The sequence below is a fragment of the Paenibacillus sp. PvR133 genome, assembly GCF_017833155.1.
GTDB classification, from domain to species: domain Bacteria; phylum Bacillota; class Bacilli; order Paenibacillales; family Paenibacillaceae; genus Paenibacillus; species Paenibacillus polymyxa_B.
The window spans coordinates 234,311-259,744 of record NZ_JAFIBS010000001.1 but is presented as its reverse complement, the minus strand read 5'-3'; the positions used below and the strand labels follow the sequence as shown (position 1 = coordinate 259,744).

General features: G+C 45.4%; 27 protein-coding genes. 19 read left to right on the top strand and 8 right to left on the bottom strand.

Annotated features, from left to right (window positions below):
* Positions 1–63 precede the first annotated feature (63 nt).
* Entirely contained in the window at positions 64–1,692 is a 1,629-nt protein-coding gene (locus JOE49_RS01250) for an ABC-F family ATP-binding cassette domain-containing protein (RefSeq protein WP_023990284.1), read from the top strand.
* A 180-nt stretch (positions 1,693–1,872) separates the two neighbouring features.
* Here the strand turns inward: JOE49_RS01250 and JOE49_RS01245 are convergent, their stop codons facing one another.
* A complete protein-coding gene (locus JOE49_RS01245) occupies positions 1,873–2,058 on the bottom strand; it encodes a hypothetical protein (protein WP_013311941.1) in 186 nt (61 codons plus the stop codon).
* 410 nt (positions 2,059–2,468) lie between these two features.
* On the opposite strand from JOE49_RS01245, the gene JOE49_RS01240 reads away from it, so the two are divergent.
* Together JOE49_RS01240 and JOE49_RS01235 are read left to right on the top strand one after the other, a co-directional pair.
* Positions 2,469–3,338, top strand: coding sequence for a cation diffusion facilitator family transporter (locus tag JOE49_RS01240; protein WP_028541844.1), 870 nt, complete (start codon positions 2,469–2,471; stop codon positions 3,336–3,338).
* A 191-nt stretch (positions 3,339–3,529) separates the two neighbouring features.
* Entirely contained in the window at positions 3,530–4,696 is a 1,167-nt protein-coding gene (locus JOE49_RS01235; RefSeq protein ID WP_076295634.1) for a C40 family peptidase, read from the top strand.
* Between the two features lie 125 nt (positions 4,697–4,821).
* On the opposite strand, the gene JOE49_RS01230 is transcribed toward JOE49_RS01235, so the two are convergent.
* A complete protein-coding gene (locus JOE49_RS01230; protein WP_028541846.1) occupies positions 4,822–4,989 on the bottom strand; it encodes a DUF1328 domain-containing protein in 168 nt (55 codons plus the stop codon).
* Positions 4,990–5,249: 260 nt separating this feature from the next.
* Between JOE49_RS01230 and JOE49_RS01225 the strand changes: the two genes are divergently transcribed.
* The 11 genes from JOE49_RS01225 (at position 5,250) to JOE49_RS01175 (ending at position 17,297) form a co-directional block, all read left to right on the top strand.
* Complete coding sequence (locus tag JOE49_RS01225) at positions 5,250–5,771, top strand: DUF948 domain-containing protein (protein ID WP_069290384.1); 522 nt, start codon at positions 5,250–5,252, stop codon at positions 5,769–5,771.
* 51 nt (positions 5,772–5,822) lie between these two features.
* The gene (locus JOE49_RS01220; RefSeq protein WP_028541848.1) at positions 5,823–6,341 is read left to right on the top strand and encodes a hypothetical protein; all 519 of its coding nucleotides are present in this window, start codon (positions 5,823–5,825) and stop codon (positions 6,339–6,341) included.
* 96 nt (positions 6,342–6,437) lie between these two features.
* Positions 6,438–6,779 (top strand): YflT domain-containing protein, encoded by a 342-nt coding sequence (locus tag JOE49_RS01215; RefSeq protein ID WP_023990277.1) that lies wholly within the window; start codon positions 6,438–6,440, stop codon positions 6,777–6,779.
* Between the two features lie 235 nt (positions 6,780–7,014).
* Positions 7,015–8,196 carry a PP2C family protein-serine/threonine phosphatase gene (locus JOE49_RS01210; RefSeq protein WP_209940439.1) on the top strand — a complete coding sequence of 394 codons (1,182 nt, stop codon included), beginning with the start codon at positions 7,015–7,017 and terminating at the stop codon, positions 8,194–8,196.
* Positions 8,180–11,899, top strand: coding sequence for a response regulator (locus JOE49_RS01205; protein WP_209940438.1), 3,720 nt, complete (start codon positions 8,180–8,182; stop codon positions 11,897–11,899). The genes JOE49_RS01210 and JOE49_RS01205 overlap by 17 nt, the downstream gene beginning before the upstream one ends.
* 79 nt (positions 11,900–11,978) lie before the next feature.
* Positions 11,979–12,848: a CheR family methyltransferase gene (locus tag JOE49_RS01200; protein ID WP_209940437.1), complete on the top strand. Its 870-nt coding sequence runs from the start codon at positions 11,979–11,981 to the stop codon at positions 12,846–12,848.
* Positions 12,849–12,867: 19 nt separating this feature from the next.
* Positions 12,868–14,538: a response regulator gene (locus tag JOE49_RS01195; RefSeq protein ID WP_023990273.1), complete on the top strand. Its 1,671-nt coding sequence runs from the start codon at positions 12,868–12,870 to the stop codon at positions 14,536–14,538.
* Between the two features lie 99 nt (positions 14,539–14,637).
* Entirely contained in the window at positions 14,638–14,976 is a 339-nt protein-coding gene (locus JOE49_RS01190) for an STAS domain-containing protein (protein ID WP_023990272.1), read from the top strand.
* Between the two features lie 18 nt (positions 14,977–14,994).
* On the top strand, positions 14,995–15,447 hold the full coding sequence (rsbW, locus tag JOE49_RS01185) for an anti-sigma B factor RsbW (RefSeq protein WP_023990271.1): 453 nt from the start codon (positions 14,995–14,997) through the stop codon (positions 15,445–15,447).
* Positions 15,444–16,217 carry a sigma-70 family RNA polymerase sigma factor gene (locus tag JOE49_RS01180; RefSeq protein WP_028541852.1) on the top strand — a complete coding sequence of 258 codons (774 nt, stop codon included), beginning with the start codon at positions 15,444–15,446 and terminating at the stop codon, positions 16,215–16,217. Before rsbW ends, JOE49_RS01180 begins: the two co-directional genes overlap by 4 nt.
* 120 nt (positions 16,218–16,337) lie before the next feature.
* Positions 16,338–17,297, top strand: coding sequence for a magnesium transporter CorA family protein (locus JOE49_RS01175; protein ID WP_053326084.1), 960 nt, complete (start codon positions 16,338–16,340; stop codon positions 17,295–17,297).
* A gap of 115 nt (positions 17,298–17,412) precedes the next feature.
* On the opposite strand, the gene JOE49_RS01170 is transcribed toward JOE49_RS01175, so the two are convergent.
* From JOE49_RS01170 to JOE49_RS01155, 4 genes are all read right to left on the bottom strand, one after another.
* Complete coding sequence (locus JOE49_RS01170; RefSeq protein ID WP_209940436.1) at positions 17,413–17,889, bottom strand: DUF5665 domain-containing protein; 477 nt, start codon at positions 17,887–17,889, stop codon at positions 17,413–17,415.
* A gap of 93 nt (positions 17,890–17,982) precedes the next feature.
* On the bottom strand, positions 17,983–18,384 hold the full coding sequence (locus JOE49_RS01165; RefSeq protein WP_023990268.1) for a YtxH domain-containing protein: 402 nt from the start codon (positions 18,382–18,384) through the stop codon (positions 17,983–17,985).
* 42 nt (positions 18,385–18,426) lie between these two features.
* The gene (locus tag JOE49_RS01160; protein ID WP_013311925.1) at positions 18,427–18,684 is read right to left on the bottom strand and encodes a GlsB/YeaQ/YmgE family stress response membrane protein; all 258 of its coding nucleotides are present in this window, start codon (positions 18,682–18,684) and stop codon (positions 18,427–18,429) included.
* Between the two features lie 137 nt (positions 18,685–18,821).
* Positions 18,822–19,526 carry a phosphatase PAP2 family protein gene (locus JOE49_RS01155; protein WP_209940435.1) on the bottom strand — a complete coding sequence of 235 codons (705 nt, stop codon included), beginning with the start codon at positions 19,524–19,526 and terminating at the stop codon, positions 18,822–18,824.
* A gap of 231 nt (positions 19,527–19,757) precedes the next feature.
* Between JOE49_RS01155 and JOE49_RS01150 the strand changes: the two genes are divergently transcribed.
* Complete coding sequence (locus JOE49_RS01150) at positions 19,758–20,477, top strand: pirin family protein (protein WP_025721764.1); 720 nt, start codon at positions 19,758–19,760, stop codon at positions 20,475–20,477.
* A 196-nt stretch (positions 20,478–20,673) separates the two neighbouring features.
* Here JOE49_RS01150 and JOE49_RS01145 read toward each other — a convergent pair whose 3' ends face one another.
* A complete protein-coding gene (locus JOE49_RS01145) occupies positions 20,674–20,901 on the bottom strand; it encodes a DUF1128 domain-containing protein (RefSeq protein WP_013373034.1) in 228 nt (75 codons plus the stop codon).
* Between the two features lie 120 nt (positions 20,902–21,021).
* On the opposite strand from JOE49_RS01145, the gene yyaC reads away from it, so the two are divergent.
* Positions 21,022–21,612 carry a spore protease YyaC gene (gene yyaC, locus JOE49_RS01140; protein WP_023990265.1) on the top strand — a complete coding sequence of 197 codons (591 nt, stop codon included), beginning with the start codon at positions 21,022–21,024 and terminating at the stop codon, positions 21,610–21,612.
* An 89-nt stretch (positions 21,613–21,701) separates the two neighbouring features.
* On the top strand, positions 21,702–22,496 hold the full coding sequence (locus tag JOE49_RS01135) for an alpha/beta fold hydrolase (RefSeq protein WP_023990264.1): 795 nt from the start codon (positions 21,702–21,704) through the stop codon (positions 22,494–22,496).
* Positions 22,497–22,591: 95 nt separating this feature from the next.
* Here the strand turns inward: JOE49_RS01135 and JOE49_RS01130 are convergent, their stop codons facing one another.
* A complete protein-coding gene (locus JOE49_RS01130; RefSeq protein WP_053326079.1) occupies positions 22,592–23,158 on the bottom strand; it encodes a pyridoxamine 5'-phosphate oxidase family protein in 567 nt (188 codons plus the stop codon).
* A 395-nt stretch (positions 23,159–23,553) separates the two neighbouring features.
* Between JOE49_RS01130 and JOE49_RS01125 the strand changes: the two genes are divergently transcribed.
* Together JOE49_RS01125 and JOE49_RS01120 are read left to right on the top strand one after the other, a co-directional pair.
* Positions 23,554–24,210, top strand: coding sequence for a DUF6483 family protein (locus tag JOE49_RS01125; RefSeq protein WP_103050297.1), 657 nt, complete (start codon positions 23,554–23,556; stop codon positions 24,208–24,210).
* The gene (locus JOE49_RS01120) at positions 24,197–25,411 is read left to right on the top strand and encodes a class I SAM-dependent methyltransferase (protein WP_209940434.1); all 1,215 of its coding nucleotides are present in this window, start codon (positions 24,197–24,199) and stop codon (positions 25,409–25,411) included. The genes JOE49_RS01125 and JOE49_RS01120 overlap by 14 nt, the downstream gene beginning before the upstream one ends.
* Positions 25,412–25,434: the final 23 nt, after the last annotated feature.

Genomic DNA, 25,434 nt, shown 5'->3' with positions numbered 1-25,434 from the left:
ATACTATTGCCGTCGGTAATTTTGTGTTTAGCACTTTACTAATGATAAGGATGGTATGCTTATATGATCAGTACAAGCGGCGTAACGCTTCGTTATGGTAAACGCCCACTTTTTGAAGACGTAAATATCAAATTTACTCCTGGGAACTGCTACGGCCTGATTGGGGCGAATGGCGCGGGTAAATCCACCTTTTTGAAAATTCTTTCCGGTGAAATTGAAGCCAATTCTGGCGAGGTTCACATGACACCGGGTGAACGGATGGCAGTCCTCAAGCAGAACCATTATGAATACGATGAATTCCCGGTTCTGGAAACCGTTATTATGGGCCACACGCGTCTGTATGAAATCATGAAGGAAAAGGATGCGCTGTATGCCAAAACGGAATTTACCGAAGCGGACGGTCTACGTGCCGGTGAGCTTGAAGGTGAATTTGCGGAGCTGAACGGATGGGATGCCGAGCCAGATGCAGCTTCCTTGCTGATCGGTCTTGGTATTCCCCGCGACCTGCATGACAAGAACATGTCTGAGCTGAGTGGTAATGACAAGGTACGTGTTCTCCTGGCTCAAGCGTTGTTTGGTCGTCCGAACAATTTGCTGCTCGATGAGCCTACCAACCATCTGGACCTCGAATCCATTCAATGGCTGGAAAATTTCTTGATGGACTATGAAGGCACCGTCATCGTTGTATCCCATGATCGTCACTTCCTGAACAAGGTATGTACGCATATTGCGGATATTGATTTTGGCAAAATCCAGATGTACGTCGGAAACTACGACTTCTGGTATGAGTCTAGCCAGCTTGCGCTTGCCTTGACTCGTGATGCCAACAAGAAGAAGGAAGAGAAGATCAAGGAACTGCAAGCCTTTATTCAGCGCTTTTCCGCGAATGCTTCCAAGTCCAAACAGGCTACTTCGCGTAAAAAACAACTGGATAAAATTACGTTGGATGACATCCGTCCATCGAACCGTAAATATCCTTTCCTGAACTTCAAGCCTGAACGCGAAGCAGGCAAACAACTCCTGACAGTAGACCGCCTCAGTAAAACTGTTGAAGGCGAGCAAGTGCTGAATGAGTTCAGTCTGGTTGTGAACAAAGGCGATAAAATCGCGTTTGTTGGCCCGAACGGCATGCCTAAATCGACGCTCTTCCAGGTGTTGATGAACGAGATCGAAGCGGATAGCGGAGAATTCTCTTGGGGGATTACAACTAGCCAGGCTTATTTCCCGAAAGATAATTCCACCTATTTTGAAGGTGTGGATATGAATCTTGTGGAATGGCTGCGTCAATATTCCAAGGATCAGGACGAAACGTTCCTGCGCGGCTTCTTGGGACGTATGCTTTTCTCTGGAGAAGAAGCGCTTAAGAAAGCAAGTGTGCTGTCCGGGGGCGAAAAGGTTCGCTGTATGCTGGCGAAAATGATGCTGAACGGTGCCAATGTGCTGTTGCTGGAAGAACCGACCAATCACTTGGATCTGGAATCCATTACAGCGCTGAACAATGGTCTGATTGATTTTGACGGTACTATATTGTTCACATCCCATGACCACCAGTTTATTCAAACGATCGCGAATCGAATCGTGGAAATTACACCAAACGGCGTAATCGACCGTACGATGAGCTATGATGAATACTTGGAAAATGAAGAAATCACAAAATTGCGTGAACGTATGTATCCGGTAGAAATCGGCTAAAATCCAAACCGGCTAACTTCAACAACTAGATAAACGAAAGAGGAGCTCCTTAGGCCATTTAGATGGCGGGGAGACTCCTCTTTTTCGTTTTTGTGTCATGCCCATAGCTTACTCGGTTCCGGAGTGAGGTAAGATAGACCTCGTCCGATTTTGCGTACAATATATATACTATGGGGTGGCTTATGATCCGCCTGTACGACGGCGTTGGTTGTTCGGCTTCTTCGTATTTTGGCTTTTCAGTGTTTTGGCGGAACCGCCTTGAAAGCCGCCCTGCTGTGAAGCGCCGGACTGCTGTTTTTTTTGTGCCAGCTTTTCCCGAATGGCATCTGCGAGATTAACTTTACGTGGTTCATTAGCATCGCTCATGAATAAATTCCTCCTGTTGCCGCCAAATTCATGTCAATCATGCTGGATTGAATAAAAACGCGGCTGTGTCCTCATTTTATACGTTTTTAAAAGAAGGGACAAGGGCAACAATGATAACACACATCTGGGGTGGGTTGGAAGAGAAAACCTCTGTTTTTTGCGTGAAGTAAAAAATGTTTTATATAACCTACAGGAATGGGGCCTGGCAATACTTTTTCGTTGTTACTACAGCGATGCAGAGCGGAAAGACTGTTTCTCTAGACCCACACAAAGTTCGTCTGCTATCCTGAAAATAACAGTTAACCAAAGAAAATTGATATTATTCAGGGCAGCAACGCTGCTATTTTTATTTTTGGGCCCGGTGAGATCGTTCTGCTGGGAACTATATATTTGAAGGAGTGTCCTACGTTGTGGTAAATGTCTATGAAGAGATACGAAAAGGTGAGCGTGGGGCGTGGGTGAGCATTGCTGCTTATCTCTTGCTGTCCGCCTTTAAGCTGATTAGCGGATATATATTTGCTTCTAGCGCGTTGCGGGCGGATGGCTTCAATAATGTCACCGATATTGTAGTGTCGGTTGCTGTACTGGTTGGACTGAGAATTTCCCAAAAGCCACCGGACTCTGACCATGCCTATGGACATTTTCGGGCAGAAACGATCGCGGCGCTGCTGGCGTCCTTTATTATGGCTGTCGTCGGTTTGCAGGTGCTTATTGATGGGATCGGGAGCATTTTCAAGGGCGGAAAGCAAATACCGGATATCACCTCCGCGGGTGTAGCTGTGATTTGTGCAGTGATTATGCTGGGAGTGTACCTTTACAATAACAGACTGGCACGGCAAATTAACAATAAGGCTTTGCTGGCAGCGGCCAAGGATAATCTATCGGATGCACTTGTCAGTGTTGGGGCAGCAGTTGGCATTATCGGCGCACAGTTCGGCCTACCCTGGCTGGATACTGTAGCTGCGATCGCGGTAGGATTCATCATTTGTAAAACAGCGTGGGATATTTTTAAGGATTCCACGCACAGCTTGACCGATGGATTTGATGAGCAAGAGCTGTCTGACTTACGGAGTACGATTGCCTGTATACCTGGAGTAGAGGGGATTCGGGACGTTAAGGCACGTGTACACGGCAATCATGCGCTGGTGGATGTGGTCATTGAGGTCAATCCGCAACTCAGCCTGATTGAAGGGCATCGGATCAGCGACCGGATTGAGGAACGTCTGCAAGAGGTTCATAATACGATGCATGTCCATGTCCATGTAGAACCCAAATTATAGATTAATTATTTAATGTTTAGTGCTAAAAGTGACTTTAGGCCTATATGCGAAATGCGTATACGCTTCCTTTTGTGACGTTTGGATTATATCTCTCTTCCTGCTGCTTTTACTATAATGAAGGCATGTCCGGCTATATTCGTCGGAATTGGATATGCTCTTCAAATTCGTAAAAACAGCCAGGAGGTGCAACATTGAGAAGACGCGTGATGGGAATGCTCATGACGTCAGCCGCGCTGTTGGCAGCAATTCATGTGGCGCCGGGTCAGGTTGACGCAGCGGCATCAACAGCATCCACAGGACAGAAGGCGGTTATTCAGGCGGCTGTAAAGCTTAGATCCGGTCCTTCGACTACAGGGGATGTAGTCAGCTTTATGAAGCAGGGAGAGGCCGTAACGGTATTGGAGAAAACGAACAGCTATTGGTATAAGATCAAGACTTCTGATGGAGTAACCGGATACACTAGCAGCTCCGACAAGTACATAAAAGTTGGCGCTACCAGCGTCGCTGCTGCTGTCACCTCATCTGCCAGCCGTAAACCGGAAGCCGCAGAGTCAGTTAAAAATGTTTCAGCTAAAGAGGCTGTGGCCTCAGTGAATAGTTCTGCCGGTCAAACGAAAGCCACGATTCAAACGTCCGTTCGTTTGCGGGCGGAGGCATCCACTTCTTCCGAGGTTTTGGGCTATTTGAATGCAGGGGATGTCGTTACGATTACCGATCCAAGTAATGCTTATTGGTTCAAGGTTACCAATGCTGATGGTACGGTGGGCTATGTTAGCTCGTCTCCACAGTATATTCGTATTGGTGAGGGCGTTGTTGTGCAGCAGCCTGTGGCTGCTCCGGTGACAACCACTCCTGATACTACCGCAATACCTGTGACAGCATCTCCTGCGTCAACTACGAACATGTTTTCCGGTGATGCAGCGGCTGCAATAGAGCAGGTTATTAATACGGGGATGACTTATCTCGGAACTCCATATGAATATGGTTCGGATCGTAACAGTACGGCTACTTTTGATTGCTCGGCATTTACCCGTCAAATTTTCCGTCAGGCTGTAGGTATCCAGCTTCCGGCAGATTCTCGTTCACAGGGTGAGTGGATCAAGCAAAACAGTCAGCCGAATACGGACATGACTACGCTGAAGCGTGGTGATTTGCTCTTCTTTACAAATTATAATGCATCTTCCGGGGCGTACACGTCCTTGGATAATTCCTCCCAAACGATTACACACGTAGCTGTATATTTGGGAGACAACAAGCTTCTCCATACGTTTTCTGTAGCGGGTGGCGGTGTAAAAGTTACGGATTTCAGCAAGCCTTGGCAGGATCGTTTCCTGTTTGGGGGCAGCGTGATTCAATAGAGCGCTGCTAAATGTTAAAAAGCTGCATCAAAAAAGGATGTTCCACAGCCCTGTTAACCAGGGTGGGAACATCCTTTTTTTATAAACATTTAGAATATTACTTTTGTGCAGCTAGCATCCGATAACTATGAAACCCGTTTTCTTCCGGTAAAGAGTGAAATGACGAACAATACCAGAAATATCACAAATAATATTTTAGCGATTGTAGCAGCTATGGACACGACGATACCAAAAAAACCTAAGATCCCGGCGATCACAGCAAAAATTAAGAATAAAGCGGACCATTTTAGCATGTTCTGTATCCTCCTTTAATTGTATATAATGTGGCATACTCACGCTCCGATAGAGCGTGGTTGCAGATGACAATGACTTCTATAGATTATTCGTGGCTGTGCCATCGTTATATGGTGTTTTAAACGGTGCGAGAGTCCGTGAATCATAACGTTTGGAGCGGAGAAGAAGCCAGCCTGGACGTTGTTTCGTGTCTGAATCTAAAGGGTAACTATGCAGTAATCATAAACATCATCGTGAAAGACGAAAGAGAGGTTACGCTATGTTAACACAGGTCAGCATTTTTATTATTGCTATCGCATTTGCAGTTCTCGTTATTTTCCTCATTAAAACGTTGAAAGCAGCACAAGGCTCTCTGGATAAGGTGACTCAAACCTTGCAGGATGTACAAAAAACGATAGATGAACTGAGTTATGAAGTAAAACAAACGGTTCGACATGCGAATGACATCACCGCAGACGTTGATCATAAATTGAAGCAAGTGGAGCCAGTGATGGAATCGGTTAGAAACTTGGGAGAGGTACTCAGTGAAGTGACGCTGGCTGCCAAGCAGGCTTCAACAGCGTTAATGACACGGTTTCAGAAATCGCATAGCGCTGCGAGTAATACTTCCAGAACAGATCACGCGATCAAGGCAACGACACCGAATAGACCTTTGACCGCAACGGAGCGGACGGTTCAGAGCTACAATGCGACTTATGAGGAGCCTGCGGCCAAACCGGGTAAAAACTGGTTGGGTTATGTAGACATCGCTGCTGGAGTGTGGCAGAAAATGCGTCAGTAGCATAGTGGCTGAACCGTAAACTACAGGAAATTCATTGAAAGGGTGAGATTTATGATGAAGACGTTATTACTAGCTGCTGGTTTGCTCACTCCCTTTTCCGGACAGGATACGGTTCAGCAAACCGTTTCCCCGCAAACAGCGGGGCATATGGTTAGGACTGTACAGACGATACCCGCTCCACATGCTGTACCAGCAGATTTTCATACCTTAAATGGCATATCTTTGGATGACACCCGTGCGGATGTGTTGAAGAAGCTAGGCAAGCCACAACGAGTCAAAAAGGATATGCTGCTGCTTTCTACAGAATACCAATATCCAGATGTTGTTGTAGGTATGCGTGAGGACGTCGTTTCTTATGTGCATGTAGATCCTGCTGCTGGTCGAATCAAGGTAAATGATAAGTGGCTGCCGCTGCAACGGAAAACGCTGGATCAGGCGCTGGGTGGCTCGCAATTCACGGCGGAAGACGGAGAGGTCTATGTACGCGGACAACGTGCAATCAAAGTGTTTATGGATGAGACGTCTGATAAACCTAAGTACGTTGAGTTTTTTGATGAAACGGAGTGGTAATCGATTTTTTTGAGGCGTGACATAACATGGAAGTTTCAAATGGATATGTGAAGTGTAATAGTCAGAGAAGTCAATCCTTAAAGGAGCGTGAGAAACATGAATCAGACCAATCATAAATCTTATGCCAAAGTGGTAGATAACGGTGTACAAGCCGTTGAAGCAGTAAATGAGTTGCGTAACACGGGCTATCGTTATGAGGATGTGTTCGTGCTCGCTCATGATCAGGATCGGACAGATCGTATTGCCGATACGGTGGATGCTAAGGAAATCGGGATTAAGGAAGAGGGCGTTTTCGATTCATTAGCCAACTTGTTCCGTTCCCGTGGCGATGAGCTTCGCGCTAAAATTACTTCTTTGGGATTTACAGATACCGAAGCTGACTTTTATGAAAAAGAACTGGATCAGGGTAAAGTGCTGGTCATTGCTAAAAAAGCGTGATATTGCTGTTCACCATAAAAGCTGAGTGACATTAGATTCGAAAAAGAGGAAGTTGACCGCACCACAAGTGTTTCGCGGGTCCTCCAAAAACATAGATAAGGAATGGGGTTTTAGCCTCATTCCTTATCTATGTTTTTGGAATGCCTTCTTACGGAAACACTACTTCCAATCAACAAGGGTGTTGCCGTATAAGCAGGTATAGTATAATACATGAGTTACAGATAAGGAGAGGCCAATGAGAATTCTAATTGTTGACGATAACCCGACGAATGTCATTATTATTCGTGAAATACTGAAAAAAGAAAATTATCGGGATGTGATCTCTGCTAGCTCGGCCGCAGAAATGTTGGAGCATCTGGGAATCGGCGACCGTACCATTAGTCTCAGGCCCCGTCCTTCAGATATTGATCTGGTGCTGCTGGATATGATGATGCCTGAAATGGACGGCATTGAAGCTTGCAGTATTGTACAGGAATATGAGCATTTAAAAGATATCCCGATTATTATGGTAACGGCGGTAGGCGATTCCAAAAAATTGGCCGAAGCTCTAGATGTGGGAGCCGTCGATTACGTCACGAAGCCAATCAACAAGGTAGAGCTCATGGCGCGAATCCGGTCTGCCTTGCGTCTCAAACAGGAGAAGGATTGGCATAAGGATCGGGATCAGCGAATTCAGGATGAGTTGAAGCTGGCCGCGATGGTGCAGCAGGCGGTGCTTAGCCCTGCCATCCATGACCCAGTGCTGCAAGTGAATGCGCTCTATCAGCCTTCCTTTGAACTGGCAGGGGATTTATATTCATGGTATCCGTTAGGGGAGGGGCGATATGCCATCATTTTGCTTGATATGATGGGGCATGGCATTTCTTCCTCGCTGTTCTGCATGTTCATTGCGTCTGTACTTAAGGATACGGTGACCACATATGTGGAGCCTGAGAAAGTCATACAAGAGCTGAATCGGCGTTTTAACCAACTGGATCTGGGCAAGCAGCTGGTACAGTATTATTTTACGGCGATTTATATGGTGATTGATACCCGTTCACGGCGAATTGACTATGTAAATGCGGGACATCCTCCCGGTTTGCTGTTCAACCAGGATGGCAGCATTACCAAATTTGACCATGCATGTAGCCCGGTTGGTTTGTTTGATAAGATTGATGCAGAAATGCACACGATTCATTATGAAGGAACTGGACATATCGCTTTGTATACGGATGGCTTGCTGGAAGCGGTGGAAGGTGAATATGAGGAGCAGTTGGAGTATCTGACTGAGTGTCTACGTAAGTATGAGGAATGGAACGAAGAAGCGATGCTGGATGCATTTTTTCGTAATGAGACGCCACAGGATCGCGATGATGATAAGTGCCTGATCTGGATTTCATTGAAAGAGGGAGAGAGCTTGCATGAAAATCAGAAATAAACTGCTGATCGGCTTTGGATCGCTTATGGCGATCCTCCTTGTGCTGACGCTAATCAGCTATGACCGTATGGGGAACCTGAATGAGCAGCTGAATCAGGTTTACCAGGACCGATATGTGAAGGTCCGGAAAACAACGGCTATTCGTGGTCAGGTGAATGATATGGCTAAAGTTATGGCCAACCTGATTTTAAATCCGGGCTCCTCCGTCGGCGAGGCCAAACGTGAGCTTGATGATATTTCTGCTACTGGAACGAAAGTGCTGGCAAGTCTGCAAACAAATTCAGGCACCAGTGAAGAGCAGCAGCAGGTTGATCGGGTAGCCGTCGCCTGGAATGAATTTCTGAGTTACGAACAAAGGTTAGTTTCTTTGCTGGGACAAGATCGCATTGATGAGGCTAACGCTTTCCGCAATAGTACTGGTTTACCTGCTCAAGAGGAGGCAATGGACAGCATTAATGCCCTTGCCGTTTTTCAGGATCGGGAGATTGATAACGACATGAAGCAAGCCAATCAGGCCTATGAGGAATCTGTACAGATTACCACAATTCTGATGGCCGCCGGTCTGATCATGGGCTTATTGGTTATTTTGTGGGTGCTCCCAAGCATTGCCAAAGGTCTAAATATCGTTAATCTCATGATTAATGGTTTCGGCAAGGGAAAATACAGGGCCATTAGCCGAATGAGTGTTTCTTCCAAGGATGAAATCGGGGAGGTCGCTCGTGTATTTCAACAAATGGCCGGAGACTTGGAAGAAAAGCGGAGATTTGAGCATTCTGTCCTTCAAACGCAGAAGGATCAAACTTGGCTTAATGCCAATACTGCTCGGGTAACTGAGCTGTTCCGTGGTGTGAATTCACTGGAGCAGGTTGCTCAGATGTTCATTAGTGAGTTTACGCCCATCTTGGGAGGTAGCTATGGAGCCATCTATTTGCAAGGGAAAGATGTAGAAGACAACCGTTTTAAGTTATACGGTTCCTATGCAAAGGTGACTGGCGAAAATTCGATTAGGGACGTTATCCATGTGGGCGAAGGCTTGCTCGGACAATGTGTTCTGGATCGTAAGCCGATCTTGATTACAGAGGCTCCTGACGGATATTTGTCCATAGGCTCTGCCTTAGGAGAAAGTAAGCCCGTGGGAATTATGATTTTTCCTATTTTGTTCGAGGATGAGTGTATCGGTGCTGTAGAAATAGCGTCACTGGATCGCTTCAGTGATCTGGAAACGAAGCTGTTTGCTCAATTAGTAGAGAGCTTGGGGATCATTCTGAACAACATCAAGGGACGGATGCGTGTAGAGCAATTGCTGCGCGAATCTCAGGCACTTACTGAGGAATTGCAATGCCAATCCGAAGAACTACAAACTCAGCAAGAGGAACTCAAGCGCTCCAACGAAAATTTGGAGGAGCAAACAGAAGAACTCAAGCGTTCAGAGGAATTGTTACAACGTCAACAAGAAGAATTGGAGCATTTTAATACTGAACTGATTGCCAAAACTAGAGCGCTAGAAGAACAGGTTCGAGAAGTAGAAGAAAAGAACGATGAGATCGAACGTGCACGAGCTCAGTTGGAGCAACAGGCCATGCAGCTAGGAATCACCAGCAAATACAAATCCGAGTTTTTGGCCAATATGTCTCATGAGCTGCGTACTCCGCTAAATAGCTTGCTTATTCTTTCTCAGCTCTTGTCTGAGAACAAGGAAGGCAATCTTAAGCCAAAGCAAGTGGAATATGCACAAACCATTTATATGTCAGGCGCCGATTTGTTGAAAATGATTGATGAAATTCTGGATTTATCCAAAGTGGACGCTGGAAAAATGGATATTAACCATGAAGCGGTCCATTTGAAGGAACTGGAACTGTTTGTGGAGCAGAATTTTGCTCCGGTCGCAGCCAAACGTGAGCTTCAACTGCATACCGAAATTGAAGAGAACCTGCCGGATGCCATTATCAGTGACGGTTATCGTCTCAAACAAATTTTACGTAATTTGCTGTCTAATGCCTTCAAGTTCACCACGGAAGGTTCTATTCGTTTCATTGTATCTCGGGCAAACGGAGAGCAGCTTCCTGGTCTGCTAAATCCACGAAGATCCTATCTGGCTTTATCTGTGCGTGATACGGGCATTGGGATTGCTTCCGATAAAACGGATCTGATCTTCGAAGCCTTCCAGCAGGTAGACGGTACAACCAGCCGGAAATATGGGGGGACAGGACTAGGTCTGTCGATCAGCCGCGAGCTTTCCAGATTGTTGGGCGGCGTTATTACGGTGGAATCCGAGCAGGGACAGGGCAGTTGCTTCACATTGTATTTGCCGGAACAAACGCCAACGGCTGAGGATATGGACTCTCATTCGAGAGAGGGATTTAACGGTACGGATGTGAATTCGGATTTTGAGAATGTGGCAGCCTCGGCAGAAACGGACCTTCCCATGATTATGCCTGCTGAACGGTTGCCATTATATCAGATGCCTTCGAAAAACAAAGCGAAGGACATTATACATCCGGGAGACGACCGAAACGAGATTACCTCGCAGGATAAAGTGCTGCTGATTATTGAGGATGATATTAATTTTGCTAATATTTTGTACGATATGGCCCGTAGCCGGGGCTTTAAAGCACTGATCGCTCTCCAAGGAGACGATGGGCTCAACATGGCTCAATCTTATTTGCCGGACGCTATTATACTAGATATTCAATTACCTGTAATGGATGGATGGTCCATTTTGGGTGAGCTAAAAGGAAATTCATCAACACGTCATATTCCAGTGCATGTTATTTCGGTCATAGATGATGTGAAGCAGGGCTTAATGATGGGCGCGATTGCCTATCTCAAAAAGCCTTCCTCGAAGGAAAGTCTGGATAAGGCATTTTCACATATAAAATCGTATACGGACCAAATGGTCAAACGTCTCCTTGTGGTTGAAGATGATGATAATCAGCGTAAATCCATTATTGAGCTGATCGATCATGATGATGTTGCCATTACGGCGGTATCGACAGGTCAGGAAGCACTGAATGAGCTAGCTACCCAGCGGTATGACTGCATGGTACTGGATCTGATGCTGAGCGACATGACTGGTTTTGAACTGCTGGATCGTATTCGAGAGAACGAGCAGCTAACTGATCTGCCGATCATTATTTATACAGGCAAAGATCTGGATAGCAAAGAAGAAACGCAACTTCGCAAATATGCAGAGTCTATTATTATTAAGGATGTTAAATCGCCGGAACGGCTTTTAGACGAAACAACGTTGTTCTTGCATCGTGTAGAGGCGAATCTTCCTGAGGATAAACGCAAAATTTTGCAGAAGCTATACAACAAGGAAGAACTGTTTGAAGATAAAAAAATATTGTTGGTAGACGATGATATTCGCAATGTATTTGCTCTGTCCAGCGTGCTGGAAAGCTATCGTATGGAGGTTACCTTTGCGGAAAATGGAAGAGAAGCACTGGAACTGCTGGAACAGACACCTGATTTTGATCTGGTTCTGATGGATATGATGATGCCGGAAATGGATGGATATGAAGCGATGCGACGTATCCGGCTAATGCCACAATTCGAGAAGTTGCCTATTATTGCCCTGACAGCCAAGGCCATGAAGGATGATCGTTCCAAGTGTATTGAGGCAGGCGCTTCCGATTATGTAAAAAAACCGATTCAAACCGAACAGCTTTTATCATTAATGCGGGTGTGGTTGTATTCGTAACCCAAAAAATTGGGTAATATAAATCGACACATGATTGGAGCGGCACAGGCAAAACCTATTTAGGAATTGGAGAGAGATTATGACATCTAAGGATATGGCGGATAATGCTGCTAATGAAGTGAAATCGAATGATACTGAGCGGGAATTGATTGAGATTGAGCTGTTGCTGGAAGGTATACATCGGCTGTACGGCTACGATTTTCGTAACTACGCTCTGCCATCGATTAAGCGGCGTGTTTATTATCATGCGCAGTCCGAGAATGTAAGCACGATATCAGGACTTCAGGAGAAGGTGCTGCATGATCGCAGCGCCTTCGATAGACTGGTGCAAAGCCTTTCCATTCCGGTGACCGAGATGTTCCGTGACCCGGAGCTGTTTCTGAATTTTAGGCAGAAAATCATTCCTATTTTGCGAACGTATCCGTACATTCGAATATGGCATGCAGGTTGCTCCACAGGCGAGGAAGTATATTCTATGGCGATCTTGCTGCATGAAGAAGGCTTATATGATAAGGCCCGCATTTATGCGACGGATATGAATAACCTGTCTTTACAGCAGGCGAAGGAAGGCGTATACGGGATCGACAGAATGAAGCTGTATACCAAAAATTATTTGGAGTCCGGGGGCACGCAATCGTTCTCTGAATATTATACAGCCAAGTATGATTCAGTGATGTTTCATCCTTTTTTACAGAAAAATATTATTTTTGCGGAGCACAACTTAGCGACTGACCGGTCCTTTAACGAGTTCAATGTTATTTTTTGCCGGAATGTCATGATCTATTTTAACGACGAACTTCGCAACCACGTGCATGGGTTGTTTTATGATAGCTTGAGTCATTTTGGTGTGTTGGTGCTTGGGGCCAAGGAATCCATACATTTTACCGATTATAGTGATTCCTACGAGCCGCTGGACCGGATAGAAAAAATTTACCGGAAGATTAAATAGAGATGCTTAGGAGGATTCCATGGGGCTTCATGAACCGATTCATATATTGCTGGTAGATGACAGACCTGAGAACCTGCTCGCTCTTGAGGCGGTGCTGGAGAGTGAACAATATAATTTGGTAAAGGCCACATCCGGGGAAGAAGCGCTGCGATGTCTATTAAAAGATGAATTTGCAATCGTAGTCCTGGATGTGCAGATGCCGGGTATGGATGGAATTGAGACCGCAAAGTTAATCAAGGCCAGAGAGAAAACAAAGGATATTCCGATTATCTTTATTTCAGCTAACAGCAAGGAAGCGGAGCATTTATTTGCGGGGTATTCAGCGGGCGGTATTGATTATATGGTGAAGCCGTTCATCCCTCAAATTCTCAAGTCCAAAATTGAAGGCTTCGTGCAAATGTATCTGACAAACAAGCGCTTGAAGACACAGTCCATGCTGCTTCATCAGAAGACCCAGCAGCTGGAGAAGATGAACAGCGAACTGATTGCCGCCAAGGAGGCAGCAGAGATTGCTGCCAATGCCAAAACGGAATTTCTGGCGATGATGAGCCATGAGATCCGCACACCTATGAACGGCGTCATTGGCATGATTGATTTGCTGATGGAGACGGAGCTGCAAAGTGACCAACAGGAATATGCCGATATCATCCGTCGTAGTGCAGACGCGCTGGTAGCAGTCATTAATGATATTCTGGACTTCACTAAGCTGGAGTCAGGCAAAATGGAGGTAGAGGAATATCCTTTTGATCTGGTTTCCTGTATCAAGGAAGTTTTCAGCCTATTTACGGTAGAGGTGAACCGAAAGAACTTGGAACTGGTTTATTTCCTCGATGAACAGATGCCTCCTGTGTTATATGGAGATATGGGAAGATTGCGTCAAGTATTGATTAACCTGGTATCCAATGCCGTCAAATTTACAGACCGGGGCGGGGTGTATGTCTTCGCATCTGTCAAAGAGCAAAGCGACAATGGACTTACCGTTGAGTTTTCTGTGAAGGATACAGGCATTGGTATTGATCCCGCTAAGGTTGGAAGGCTGTTTCAGCCCTTTTCCCAACTGGATTCTTCAATGACGCGTAAATATGGTGGAACCGGGTTAGGACTCGCCATTTGTAAAACCTTAGTGAATATGATGGGCGGAGATATCCGTGTAGATACGAGCGGAGAACAGGGCGTGACGTTTCATTTTACAATGAAGCTTGGCTTTGCTCAGGAAAATGAACTGGAGGGGGAGTCCAGCCACGACTGGGAAATTCCACATCGGGAATCTCCAAGCCGTAAACCTGTACTGGTCGTAGATGATCATCCGATTAACCAGAAGCTGATGGTTAATATACTGGATAAGCTCGGTTTAGCTTCAGATGTGGCAGCAGATGGGCAACAGGCGCTTGATATGGTCATGGCGAATCAGGACTATGACTATATCTTTATGGACTTGCAGATGCCTGTGATGGACGGTCTGGAGTGTACGGGTAGAGTGCGTGAGCAATTGGCGGGAAGATCCCAACCTGCCATTATCGCCATGACGGCTAATGTGATGGAGGGTATTCAGCCTCGATGTATTGAAGCTGGGATGAACGATTATATCAGTAAGCCCGTTAAAATCAGCAGTGTAAAACAGGCGTTGCTACGGCATTCTCCGGACCATTTTCCAATGCAGCCGGGTAAAGAACAAATCAATGAAGCCTAGATGGTGGCATTTGGTAGTGTTTAAAAAGTTATACCGTGATTCAAACGATCGTATAATGGGTTAGTATGTAGGGAAATCTTTTTTCGGGAGAGTAGGCCTATGAATACAAATAAAAATGAGAAGTTTAATGCAATTACAGAAACAACCGATGGCGTAAATACCGTTTATCTGAGTGGAGAGTTGGATCTTTCGGTAGCACCTGATTTTCGTCTGGTGATGGAGCCTTTGGTGGGGGAGTCCAGCCAAGATTTGATTATTAACTTGAGAGACCTTAAATACATTGACAGCACGGGGATTGGTATCTTGTTATCCATTTTAAAAGCAAGGCATGGGATGGAGTCTCGCTTTGCTGTTCAAGAGGTACCGCCTCAAATTCAAAAGCTGTTTGATATGACCGGTATTGCCAAATTCTTTGTCCCCCAGGAGAATTCCCAATAGGAAAGGAAAGAAAAAGAAATGAATGCTCAAATTCAAAAAGTAGTTCTTAATTTGCCGGCAACTGCTGACTTTGTTGATATTGTAAGATTAAATTTATACGGTATTGCCGCGAAAATGGGATTCTCTTATGAGGATATTGAAGACATGAAAGTGGCTGTATCGGAAGCCTGTAATAACTCTGTCCTTTATGCATATGGTCATGAGGGGGGAGTCGTGGAAGTAATATTCGAATTTGATGAAGTTTCGTTGTCCATTCGTGTCAAAGATGAAGGGGAGAGCTTTGAACGTGTGGAGGACCCGTCCCGTATCGCATCCTTGCATGACAAGGAGTTGAATGATGCGCAGATAGGCGGATTAGGCTTTTATCTCATGCAGGCGCTTATGGACGATGTCCATATCTTGAATGAGACAGGAAAAGGCACCGAAGTGGTGCTTGTAAAGCGACTGACCAGAAGTGAGGAAAGAGTATGAATGAAAAGGTAACTCCCCCGGAGTCGATGGATGAAGCCGTTGGTCTAATCTGGGAGTACCAGCAAACAAAAGATAACGAGATTGCTACCGTGCTGATCCGTAAGTATGAGCCGATGGTCAAGATGGCTGCTGGGAAGATCTCCCGTAACCGTCCGGACTTATACGAGGATTTATATCAGACCGGTCAGATGGCTTTGATACGTCTGCTTCAGCAATACGATATCAGCTTGGGTATCCCATTTGAACCATACGCTATGAAAAGTATGCTGGGACATATGAAAAATTATTTGCGCGACAAATCCTGGTACATCCAGGTTCCTCGCCGCATTAAAGAAAAGGGTGCGCTTGTTCAACATGCTATTGATGAACTGACCGTTAAATTGGAACGCTCACCCAATGTGGACGAGATTGCGACCTATTTGGATCTTACCGTGGAAGAAACGATTGAGGTGCTTGCTGGCCGTGAGTGCTATCACTATGTTTCACTGGACTCGCCTTTATCCCAGGATGAGAGTGCAGCTACGTTAGGCGAGCTCATTAGCTCGGATGCTAACGATTATGACACTGTGGAAAAACGAATGGATTTGCAGCAGGCTTTAAGCCAACTGAAGGAGCAGGAACAAAAGGTGCTTCTTCTGGCATTTCAGGACGGTCAATCTCAACGTGCGATTGCACAGACGTTGGGCGTATCGCAGATGAGCGTTTCCCGTATTCAGAAGCGGGCAACGGAAAAGCTGAAGCAGATTATGTCTAATTCCTCTATTTCATGAGTAGATGGCAGATTATATGGCTTAAAATATTTGACGTCACATCGTAAGGACACGTTATTCCGATATGGGAAGCGTGTCCTTTTTATAAAGCGAAAAAGGTTGGGAGGAAGGTTGGAATCCATGACAGCATTTGAACAGATTTCTTCCTTTCGTGGAGGATGGGAATGGTGGGACATCAGTGCTGGGAATTGGCAAGATTCGGTCATACAGCATTTGAAGGAGAAGCTCCCAGAAGCCTCAGAATGGCTGGACAAGGTAGAGGACATTCCATCCAGCTTTATATCTGTGCGCTTTCCAGATGGCAATCAGCCCTTAATGTACGGGTCGCTGATCTACTCTGTTCAGGAGGAGATCGACAGTCAGCGCAATTGCAACAAGTTTTATTTTCTGGTCCTAAATCAGAAGTTAGTGACGTTAAATCTGGATCAAAATACCCGTGAAATCATGCACACCGCGGAACGCCAAAAAATGCTGGAACAGTGTGAGGATGCAGCTGATGGCATGTTTGTATTGGCGAGAGCCGTGCTCCATTACTTTCATACAGGTATGGATAAGTTCGAGATCAACCTGAGAAGACTGGAAGAGGACATGGAGAAAAGGAATGCTCGTACGCTGATGGATTCTATATTGAATGCACGTTTCGAGCTGTTGTATTGGAGCAATATGTTCATTCCCTTTTCAGAGCTGGTGACGGCTTCTCGGGAGGCATATCTGGATAAACTGGAGGAGAATCGTTTTTTCAAGCAGTTACTTTACCGTGTTACTCGGATGGAAGGACTTTTCCTGCATTATGAAAAGGAAATCGACACATTGATCTCCATTGACGACGCCATTTCTGCATTTAGGGGGAATGAGATTACAAAGACGCTCACCATTGTCACCGCTGTATTTACACCAGCAACTGTAGTGGGCGCTATATGGGGCATGAACTTTGAAAATCTGCCTTGGATTAAAACAGGCTGGGGTTTTACCACCGTGATTATTGCCACACTGCTAAGTATGGCGGGAATGTACGGCTGGCTGATGATGAAGGGGTGGACAGGAGACTTATTGAAGGCTAACAAGCGCAACAAATTGTAGCGGCTGACTACAGCTGTTACAATTTACAAATAAAAAACGATCCATCGTAACTGGAGGCTCTTTGAGGAGTCTGTTATCGGTTACGATGGATCGTTTTTAAATGAGATAGGAACAATTACTTAGTACCTTGGCTCATTTTGATATATCCTAATAATTCGGCGATGAAATCTCCGATGACCGGAAGATTTAATTGTACCAGGAAACTGAGCAACCAAGCGAGCAAGGCGAGTATGACCACTGTACCCAGCGTAAGGCCGAGACCACGTGCAATCCCTGCGGTCAGATTGCTCATAATTCTTCTTTTAGTGCTGGAGTAGTTCTCCAGAATATCTTTGAACTCTGCTCTTTCGAGCGTATCTGCTATTTGATCTAAGCGTTTGTTAAGCCGCTTGACCTCATGGCGCAGCTCAAAAGGATGCTCATTTACATCAAAGTCTCTCTCCTGATCATGCGTTTTAACATGATCAGGAGCGGAAGAAGCCTGCTTGGATGAAACCTCATCTGGCTGATCTTGAGCCTGTAAGGGATGAAAGGTTCTTTTGTTGTTCGCGGTAAGATCATCTCCATAGGAGTTTGGCTTGCTCATTGTCATCCCAGCCTTTCTATCATTTAAAAACAGCCAGCTTCTTGCATGCTGGCTGTTCAGTGTCTAGGGCTTATTTTTTTTCATCTGAATGTGTAACTATTAGGAATTAGCATTCAATTGTTTCTGTGTATCCTTGGCCGCCTGAGCCGTTGCATCCATAACTTCTTTATCCGCTTTGGCCGCTTCATTAGCGACATCGGCAGAAGCTTTGGTTACGCTGGAAACGATATTGTCTTTGCTCTCGGATACCGTTTTGGCTACATCTGCTGTTTTGGTGGAAACGGTTTTGGCCAAATCTGTCGCTTTGCTGCTAACTACAGATGCCACGTCCTTTGTTTTATCGGAGACAACTGTAATTTTATCAGACAGATCACTACGCAAATCACGACCCGGCTTCGGCGCGAACAGCAGGGCTGCGGCAGCACCAATCAAACCTCCAATAAATAAACCTTTTGCAAAACCTGAAGTACTTGCCATATTTTGATTGTCAATGTTACTCATGTTATATCACTCCTCTTATAGAATAAAAAATATATATAAATTTTAGGTAGCCCTTCTTAATAGCCTGGACACAAGTCCGAGCAAGAACACGAACAATGCGGTTCCGAGTATGGCTGGAATGACTGCAAAATCTCCGATGACCGGGCCCCAGTCTCCCAATAGCATGACACCTAGCCAAGCTCCTACAAATCCAGCAATCATAGAGCCCGCAATGCCGCCAGGCATTTCATGACCAGCCAGTGCATCGCCAATCAATCCGATAATAATAGCCATTACAATACTTAGTACAATTCCCCACACAAGGATCGCCTCCCTTATCCTAAGTTCACAAAACCATAACGTTTTTAATGAAGGCTGAGCTTCGATATTGCTGAGCCTTGCTTACTTCGTATATAAACGTCGTGACCCGGAGTGAAACAAAAAGCCGTCTCGGACATTTACCGGTGGGGAGTGGAAGGAAGCTTCATGCGCGCTCGCCAATAGATCACAGGAACGGTAAACACCAGCCAAATTATACCTGCAATATAGCCACCCACAATATCTGTAGGAAAGTGAACGCCTAGATATACGCGGCTTAATCCAATCAAGAGAATCAGTAGTGCACCAAGAACACACGGAAGAAAGAGCGAACGCCCACGAATCTTTCGTTCTATGGCCCAAATGGCAAATATCATTCCGAAAAATCCCATGGAAATCATCGCATGACCGCTGGGAAAACTATAACCCCCGGCTTCAACCAAATGTTGAAGTGACGGGCGTTCCCGTTGCAAAATTTCCTTAATGAGCGTATTCAGCACCCACATCGCCGTAAAGCTGCTTAGGATCGCAAAGGAATAAGTTTTTGAACGAAGACTGACCCAACACAAGGTAGCAGCACCGAGGGCGATGATCAACGACATGCGGAATGAACCTAAAGATGTAATGAATATAGCGATGGTTAGCAGTTGGTAACGAGCAGTTGCTGTGTCTGGAAAAACGGCATCCTGTATGCGTTCATCCCAATATAGAAAAGGAGCTGTGCCAATCCACTTCACAGAGTAGGCGATGAGCAGCAACACAGCGATCATGATAATAGATGCATACAGACTACGACGCAAATAGCTTGGTAGGAACCGGGATGGTTGGGGTTCATGGGATAGCATATGTAATAAATCTCCTCCTTATGGCTGTAATAGATTCAATTTTTCGTACTATTAACTTAACTAATAATGAACTTAAGAGCAAAACCCGACGGCGACGACAGGCTGATTGAGGCATATAAGCCCGGGGTAAAGGGATCGTATCACAGCGTTTGTAATGCCAGGGCCGGAAGTGGAATAGTCATCACGAAGCAAAGCTGCTTTACGGAACTGTAATCCATGGAGGTGTTAAGGATGATTAAAATAGTGACATCGGCAGAAAGACATACCTCAAATAAAGGATGGATTCATAGTGAGTTTAGCTTTTCATTTGCCGATTATGAAGATCCGAGCAATGCCCATTTTGGTTGTATGCTAGCCCATAATGATAACGAGCTTGAACCGCAGCAAGGCTTCAAAAGACATCCGCATCACGATTTGGAAATCGTCACCTATGTAATTGAAGGCCAATTGCATCATAGCGACAGCTTGGGACATGAGCAGGATTTAAAAAGCGGCTCGATCCAGGTTCTGAGTGCAGGCACCGGAATTGAACATGAAGAGCGAAATACTGGGGATGAAAGACCGGTCCGCTTTTTGCAAATGTGGTTTTTACCCGAAAGTCCAGGCATTCAGCCTTCTTATCAGGTGCAAAGATTCAAGCACAGTGAACGTCTAAATCGGCTTCAGCCTGTTGTGTCTGGTTCAGAAGTGGAGGGAGCGTTATCCATCGCGCAGGATATAAATCTGTATCTGAGTAGATTGGAAAAAGGACAGCAGCTTGAATATCCGCAGCAAGAGGAGCGCCGCACCCACATCTATGTAGTTAGCGGTCATGTAGAAGTCACATGCCAGGATGGGGATTTTCAGTTAGGGCCTGGTGATGCCGCGCGAATTCAAAAAAGCTGTACATTAAAGATACGAGCTACAGGTAATGAGGATATATCTGAACTGGTGTTAGCGGATTTGCCTTGAAGCATCCTTGAGTGAGTGAAGAAGTGTATGAAAATGCGCATATGCAATCGAAAAAAATAAAGCTCGTATCCCGGTGCACGTCTGTTGAGACGAGCGGAGCTACGAGCTTTATTTACGCTGACAGGGCACTATCATGAAGGCTGTTGTTCATGATGATAGGTTGTAATACAGCTAAGCTGTATTCCTATAAGCTATTTCAGGAGGATTTGCGTAATCTGCCCAGTTCAGAAACAATAGCTTCAACCTCTGAAATGCTCAGGTTAGGCTTGCTTATCACCATATCATAGACATCATGGATGTCCTCGTATTGCTCCAGCGAGAAAGCGGATGCCTGCATAGCAGCACCACTCGCCATACGGAGCTTGGTTTTAATACCCTCAATCATATACTCAATGTTGGCATGAGACGGTACAGACAAATCCATCGTTAATTTTCCATCCTTTCATAACAGGGGAAGTTGCCTGTATTGTATCATGTTTTTGTTGTAGAATGTACTGAAAGCCAGATTACTGATATACAACCGAATCAAGGAGGATGGACAAAGTTGTCTTTGTATAATCGAGCTTCCGCACCCGGTCGCTCGTCCTTAGAACATAATGTAAAGAAAACAGATCGAGATGGACTCGCGCCGTTTTTCCGAGAAATTCATCATCAGCATGCTATAGATAAGTTGACTTTTGTTTGCATCGGTACAGATCGCTCATCGGGTGATTCACTCGGGCCACTGGTAGGCACCATGCTCAAGGAGCAAGGCTTTCCGCACGTGATTGGCACAATGACGGAGCCCTGTGATGCGGATCATCTGGTTTCATACTTGGAGTGCATTCCCCAAGATCATCATGTGATCGCCATAGATGCATGTCTTGGACAGCACGGCTCAACGGGAATGTTTCTTATTGCGCGTGAACCGCTAACTCCTGCGCGATCGGTGGGGCTGTCTCTGCCGTCTGTTGGTCATTATAGTGTTGCAGCGATTGTGAATGAGCGCAGCCCCAAACCCTATTGGACACTCCAAATGACGTCGCTTCACTTGGTCATGACAATGGCTGCGCATATTGCTAATGCGGCGGCTTATGAATTTGGTTTGAAAACAGCTTCGCAAGATTTTCCAGAGGGTTACCGTTTCAGATATTGATGGTCTGCTTAATAATATACATCAGCATTGTTCTACTTAATAATATATTCAGCTCCAATAGATTATATACAGAGAAGGAAGGGTTCCATATGGAAAAGGTATTATGCGAAGGAACGACGATCTGCTATGCCGAACAGGGAAAAGGAGAACCGATCATTTTATTGCACGGTTTTTGCGGAAGTTCCTCCTATTGGGATGAGGTTGTTCCCTTGCTGTCCCAAAGCTATCGTTGTATTGTTCCAGACTTGCGTGGACACGGACGCAGCGATGCTCCACTAGGAGCCTATACTATTGATCAAATGGCAGATGATGTGCTTAAACTTCAAGAACAATTGGACATCCCTCAGGCTGCCTGGTTTGGTCACTCCCTAGGAGGCTATCTAGCCCTTTCGGCAGTGCAGAGACATGCAGAGCGCCTTACAGCCTTTGGACTGATTCATTCCACAGCTTATGCAGATACGGACGAAGGTAAAGAAAAGCGGAATAAGGCTGTATCCACCATCCAAACGGAGGGGATTACAACCTTTGTAGATGGACTTGTACCGGGGCTATTTGCTCCTGATCATGTGGAGTCGATGTCCAGCCAATTACTGAAAGTCAAAGAAATTGGCTACAAAACACCACCACAAGGAGCCGTAGGAGCATCACTGGCTATGCGCGAGCGTACTGATCGTCGGGATGTATTGTCGGCTTCTGCATTGCCGGCCCTTTTAGTAGCGGGTGAGCAGGATCAGGCGGTTCCTCCAGCGCGGACGTTTACAACAGATCGGGCCGGAGTAACTCAGGTTACCCTACCGGAAGCAGGTCACATGAGCTTGTTCGAAGCACCGGAGTTATTAGCGAACGCTATCTTGACATTTTTAGAGCAGAACTTGAAAAAATAGACTAAGGGAAGCCCAAAAAACCGAAACCTTCTGAGGTGATAATCAGAAGGTTCTGGTTTTTTGTGTAGTCAATTATTTTTAGGAGTGTAAGGTGTCTAATTTATGTTGCTTTTGTTAAAGGCAAACGCTGTCGGCAAACCGTCAATACTCTCCAAATTTTTCTCATAGGCATATCTTTTAAGTGCTTCTTCTCCCATCTGAATTGAGACTTCCTTCAGCTTTTCCCGTTCGCTCGTGTATGTCATGAAGGGAACCGCAAAACCACATGAATTCTGAACCATGTGAATGTCCACAACAATGATTTGTCTTGCACCGGGAAGCGGGTTGAAGAGTGGGTACAGCTCATTCCATTGCTTAGTATCAGGCAGCGCGACGGTACCAGTACCATAGAGCTTTAGTACACTGGGAGCGCCCTCAAATGCACAAAACATGATTGTTACCCGTCCATTCTCGATAATGTGAGCGCTTGTCTCGTTGCCGCTTCCCGCCAAGTCGAGATAGGCTACCCTTTGGTCCGATAGAATACGAAAGGAATCATATCCCTTGGGGGAAAGGTTAACGTGCCCTGTCTTGGATAGCGGTGCTGATCCTACAAAGAAAATGTGCTGCCGCTGTATAAACTCTTGATGTTCCGGTAATATCGAGCTAAATTGTTTACCCAAACTCCATCATCCTTTCTCACAAAAATATTCATATAAATTTTGTTTCTAAAGAAAATAATTAATATGAATTATTTTATGGAATGTTTAAATATACTGATTATTTTTTTGTTTCGTATGAAACAAAAATATCACAACACTAATGAAGAAGCAATATTGATTTTAAAAAAAACGTCATTCGCTAGTCAAATGATCTGCTACAAAGTGCTGTACCGTAGGAATTCACTGCCATACGTGAGCATTCTGACTTCCTGATCATTGATGTTGTTAACTGAGGGTGAAGGTTATAAGTGGTATTTCTGCATGGTAGGGCATTTGGCTTTTAGACAAGGATGTCATACAATCAGAAGACAGAGTTTCTGGTTGTCTAGGCATCGGGATGAAAGGAAGGGAACGGCTTGCTTAGAAAAGATTATTTGCTCAGTATGATGGAAGAATTGACATCCGCAGTAGCATCGGTGCTCGGTCTAAGGCGTGAAAATAAACATGTCGAAGCGCTAAAACAGCTAGATGACCTGCTCAACAAGCAGTTTCGTCTTCGTTCAGATCTGCTCAGACGATTGCCGCCGGAACAAATTATTGAGCTTTTCCGATTGGGCCCTGGAATTGAAGCGGATAAGCTTCAGCAGGTGGCTCGCATTTTAGAGGAAGAAGCCGTGATTTACCTGGAAACCAGCAGAACAGACGAGGGCATACGAATCTTGATGAAATCTCTTCATTTATATTTGTACAGCGATACGAATGGCGCGACTCGTGATCTGCAGGTCTTGCCTGAACGAATAGCGTGTATCGTGAAACTGGTGCGTGAATATGAGCTTCCCCCTGAAACCAGCAAACTGTTGGCTGTTCATTACGAGCGGGAAAACAGGCTGGACGAAGCCGCCGATGTCTGGTTTGGATTGGCATGGGAGCAGCCAGAGCTGCTAGCGGAAGCGGAGACGTTTTATAGTCAATTACTGGATAAGACCAATGCAGAGCTGGAGCTGGGTGGAATTTCACGCCAGGAAGTCACCGAGGGTTTGACCGAGATCACCCAATTACATGAAAGAAAGTGAGATGTACCTTTTGGATTCACTGCGCGAACTTATATACCAATTGACCACGGGAGGATCCCTCATAACAGCGACGCTGAGTCAGCTTCGCAAACGGGAGGATGCTTCTTTTACTAAAGTGCAAATCAAACCTGTAGAATTGAAAAATAAGCTGTATTACCAGTTTGCTTTTCATTATAGCAACAAAGTCATTCATGAAAATCTGACCCCTGACGAAGCTAATGAGCGTATGACTGCCTTGTTTGAGGACACGTTCCGCCAAGGACTTCTATGCGCCAAGGATGCAGACTACCAAGTGCTGATCAGTAAAAAATATAAAGTATCCATTCTGACAAAGTCACCGAGCAAAAGTAAAGCCGACCTGTCTCATAATCGCAAAAAGCAATATGTGCTCGAAGAAGGGGAGCGAATTCCTTTCCTGATTGAGCTTGGGATTATGAATGAGGATGGTAAGGTACTGGCCCGCAAGTATGATAAGTTTCGTCAAATTAACCGGTTTCTCGAAATGGTGCAGGATGTATTGCCCAGCCTTCCGGTAGGCCGCCCATTGACGATTGTAGATTTTGGCTGTGGCAAATCGTATTTGACCTTTGCGCTGTATCACTATTTGGCTGTACAGCAAAAGCGACCATTGCAGATCGTTGGTTTGGACTTGAAGGCAGATGTCATTGAAACCTGTAATGTTCTGGCTCAAAAGCTGCAATATCGACAGTTGGAGTTTCTGGTCGGTGATATCGCAGACTATAACGAACTGGAACAGGTGGATATGGTTGTTACCTTGCACGCTTGTGATACAGCAACAGATGCGGCGCTGGAAAAGGCCGTCCGCTGGGGAGCATCCGTTATTTTGTCGGTTCCGTGTTGCCAGCATGAGCTGTTCAGCCAACTAGAAAATCCGGTATTGGAGCCTTTGCTATCTCACGGTATTTTAAAGGAGCGTTTTTCTGCACTGGCAACGGATGGAATCCGGGCCAAACTGCTGGATATGATGGGATATCGGACACAGCTATTGGAATTTATCGACATGGAGCATACACCTAAAAATATTCTGATTCGTGCCGTCAAAGGGCAGGCGGGAGAACAATCCGTTTTGTGGCGTGAATACACAGCATTTCGGGATTTTATTCATGCTGATCCTTATTTAGAACGCGCTTGTGCGGATTTGCTTCCCGAAGGAGCGGGGAAGAAGCAGACACATAGCTAACAATATAGTAAAAGTGGAGCCAC